Source organism: Mesorhizobium sp. M7A.F.Ca.US.014.04.1.1 (genome assembly GCF_003998745.1).
GTDB lineage: Bacteria > Pseudomonadota > Alphaproteobacteria > Rhizobiales > Rhizobiaceae > Mesorhizobium > Mesorhizobium ciceri.
This window is the reverse complement of record NZ_RZRW01000661.1, coordinates 1-2,890: the sequence shown is the minus strand read 5'-3', so window position 1 is coordinate 2,890 and position 2,890 is coordinate 1. Positions and strand designations below refer to the sequence as shown.

The 2,890-nt window shown below is 65.1% G+C and carries 3 protein-coding genes; all 3 read left to right on the top strand.

The window, feature by feature from the left end; all coding sequences use genetic code 11:
• A partial coding sequence (hutG, locus tag EOA22_RS29520) for an N-formylglutamate deformylase (RefSeq protein ID WP_127390431.1) occupies positions 1-790 on the top strand: 790 nt, incomplete at its 5' end.
• Positions 791-816: 26 nt separating this feature from the next.
• Positions 817-2,487, top strand: coding sequence for a urocanate hydratase (gene hutU / locus EOA22_RS29515; RefSeq protein ID WP_013532300.1), 1,671 nt, complete (start codon positions 817-819; stop codon positions 2,485-2,487).
• A gap of 85 nt (positions 2,488-2,572) precedes the next feature.
• Positions 2,573-2,890: HutD family protein (locus EOA22_RS29510; protein WP_206521354.1), on the top strand; the 318-nt coding region annotated here is incomplete at its 3' end.

The window sequence follows — 2,890 nt, the reverse complement described above, 5'->3', positions numbered from 1 at the left end:
GCCCGGCACAGCCCCGTTGCTGGTGTCGATACCACACGCCGGCATCGACCTCGCCGGCCTTGAGAATCGGCTGGTCTCGCCCTGGCTCGGCCGCCGCGACTGCGATTGGTGGATCGATAATCTCTATGACTTTGCCGCCGGCCTCGGGGCGACGGTGGTGCACACCGCGATCTCGCGCACCGTCATCGACGTCAACCGCGATCCCTCCGGCGCCTCGCTTTACCCCGGCCAGGCGACGACGGGCCTTTGCCCGACCGAGACCTTCGATGGCGATCCGCTCTATCGCGAGGGCGAAGAACCGGGGCCGTCGGAGATCGACGAGCGTCGCGAGGAATTCTTCGTGCCGTACCATGCCGCCTTGCAGGCCGAGATCGGCCGGTTGCGCGGGCTACACGAAAAGATCGTGCTCTATGACTGCCACTCGATCCGTTCAGTGCTGCCGCGCCTGTTCGAAGGCACGCTGCCGGTTTTCAATCTCGGCACCAATGACGGCAGGAGCGCCGATCCGACGCTGCAGGCGATGGTCGGCCAGATCATGGCCGAAACCGGTGAAACCTTTGTCATCAACGGCCGCTTCAAGGGCGGCTGGATCACACGCCATTTCGGCCAGCCGCAACAAGGCGTGCACGCACTGCAGATGGAACTCTCCAACCGCATCTATATGCGCGAGCCCGATGGCAAGGGCACGCCGGACAATTGGCCGGTGCCCTATGACGCCGAGTTCGCAGCACCGATCCGCGCCACCCTGCGGAAAATCCTCGAGACCGCGACATCCTGGGCGCGTGTCTGACATCAGGTCCTTTATGGAGTGACGCCATGAACAATCCTCGCCACAACATCCGCGAAGTCCGCAGCCCGCGCGGCACCGAAATCAGCGCGCGCTCCTGGCTGACGGAAGCGCCGCTGCGCATGCTGATGAACAATCTCGACCCGGATGTTGCTGAAAATCCCAACGAACTGGTCGTCTATGGCGGCATCGGCCGGGCGGCGCGCACCTGGAACGATTTCGACCGCATCGTCGCCTCCTTGAGGACGCTGGCCGATGACGAGACTTTGCTGGTCCAGTCGGGCAAGCCGGTCGGCGTCTTCCGCACCCATCCGGACGCCCCGCGTGTGCTGATCGCCAACTCCAATTTGGTGCCGCACTGGGCGAATTGGGAAAAGTTCAACGAGCTCGATAAGAAGGGCCTCATGATGTACGGCCAGATGACGGCCGGCTCGTGGATCTACATCGGCACGCAAGGCATCGTGCAGGGCACCTACGAGACCTTCGTCGAGGCCGGTCGCCAGCACTACGGCGGCAATCTCAAGGGAAAATGGATCCTGACCGGCGGTCTCGGCGGCATGGGTGGCGCCCAGCCGCTCGCCGCCGTCATGGCCGGCGCCTGCTGTCTCGCCATCGAATGTAACCCGGACTCGATCGATTTTCGCCTGCGCACCCGCTACGTCGACGAGCGCGCCGAGACGCTCGACGAGGCGCTGGAAAAGATCGAACGCTGGACCAAGGCCGGCGAGGCGAAGTCGGTCGGCCTGCTTGGCAATACGGCCGAGATCGTCCCGGAGATGTTCAGGCGTGGCATTCGCCCCGATATGGTCACCGACCAGACCTCGGCGCATGATCCCATCAACGGCTATCTGCCGAAGGGCTGGACGATGGCCGAGTGGCGCGAGAAGCGCGTCAGCGACCCCAAGGCGGTCGAGAAGGCGGCCCGCGCTTCCATGCGCGAACATGTCGAGGCGATGGTGGCGTTCTGGAACGCCGGCGTGCCAACGCTCGACTATGGCAACAACATCCGCCAGGTGGCCAAGGAGGAGGGGTTCGAGAACGCCTTTGCCTTCCCCGGCTTCGTGCCGGCCTATATCCGTCCGCTGTTCTGCCGCGGCATCGGCCCCTTCCGCTGGGCAGCTCTGTCGGGCGATCCGGAAGACATCTACAAGACCGACGCCAAGGTGCGCGAACTGACGCCCGGCAACACCCATCTGCACAACTGGCTCGACATGGCACGCGAGCGCATCGCCTTCCAGGGCCTGCCGGCGCGCATCTGCTGGGTCGGCCTTGGCGACCGGCATCGGCTCGGCCTCGCCTTCAATGAAATGGTGGCCAAGGGTGAGTTGAAGGCGCCTGTCGTCATCGGTCGCGATCACCTCGATTCCGGCTCGGTCGCCTCGCCGAACCGCGAAACGGAATCGATGAAGGACGGATCGGACGCGGTATCCGACTGGCCGCTGCTCAACGCATTGCTCAACACGGCGTCCGGCGCCACCTGGGTGTCGCTGCACCATGGCGGCGGCGTCGGCATGGGTTTCTCGCAGCACGCCGGCATGGTCATCGTCGCCGACGGCACGCGCGAAGCCGCCAGGCGCCTGGAGCGGGTGTTGTGGAACGACCCGGCGACCGGTGTCATGCGCCACGCCGATGCCGGCTACGAAATCGCCGTCGAATGCGCCAAGGAGCACCAGCTCAACCTGCCCGGCATTCTCGGGTGAGAAACGTCCGGCCGCAGGCAGGCGAAAAGCCGCGGAATCGGCTTTTCGAGTTTCGAACGCCCGTAGCCATAGCGGAGGGCTAGGCATGCGCATCCTGCGGGCAGCCGAATACCGGTCGATGCCGTGGAAGAACGGCGGCGGCGTGACGACGGAAATCGCCGTCTCGCCGCCCGGTGCCGGGCTAAACGATTTCGACTGGCGCGTGTCGATGGCGCGTGTCGAATCGAGCGGTCCGTTCTCGCAATTCGCCGGCATCGATCGCCCCCTTGCCGTGCTCGAAGGCGAGGGCATCGTCCTCGAGATTGCCGGCTACCCGCCGAGATCTATAAACAGGACGACCGCCCTGTTTTCTTTCCCGGCCGACGTGCAGACCTCGGCCGCGCTGATCGTCGGACCGACACCC

Coding starts and splice junctions, on each gene's coding strand:
- hutU (WP_013532300.1), top strand. CDS start 817: ATGAACAATCCTCGCCACAACATCCGCGAAGTCCGCAGCCCGCGCGGC.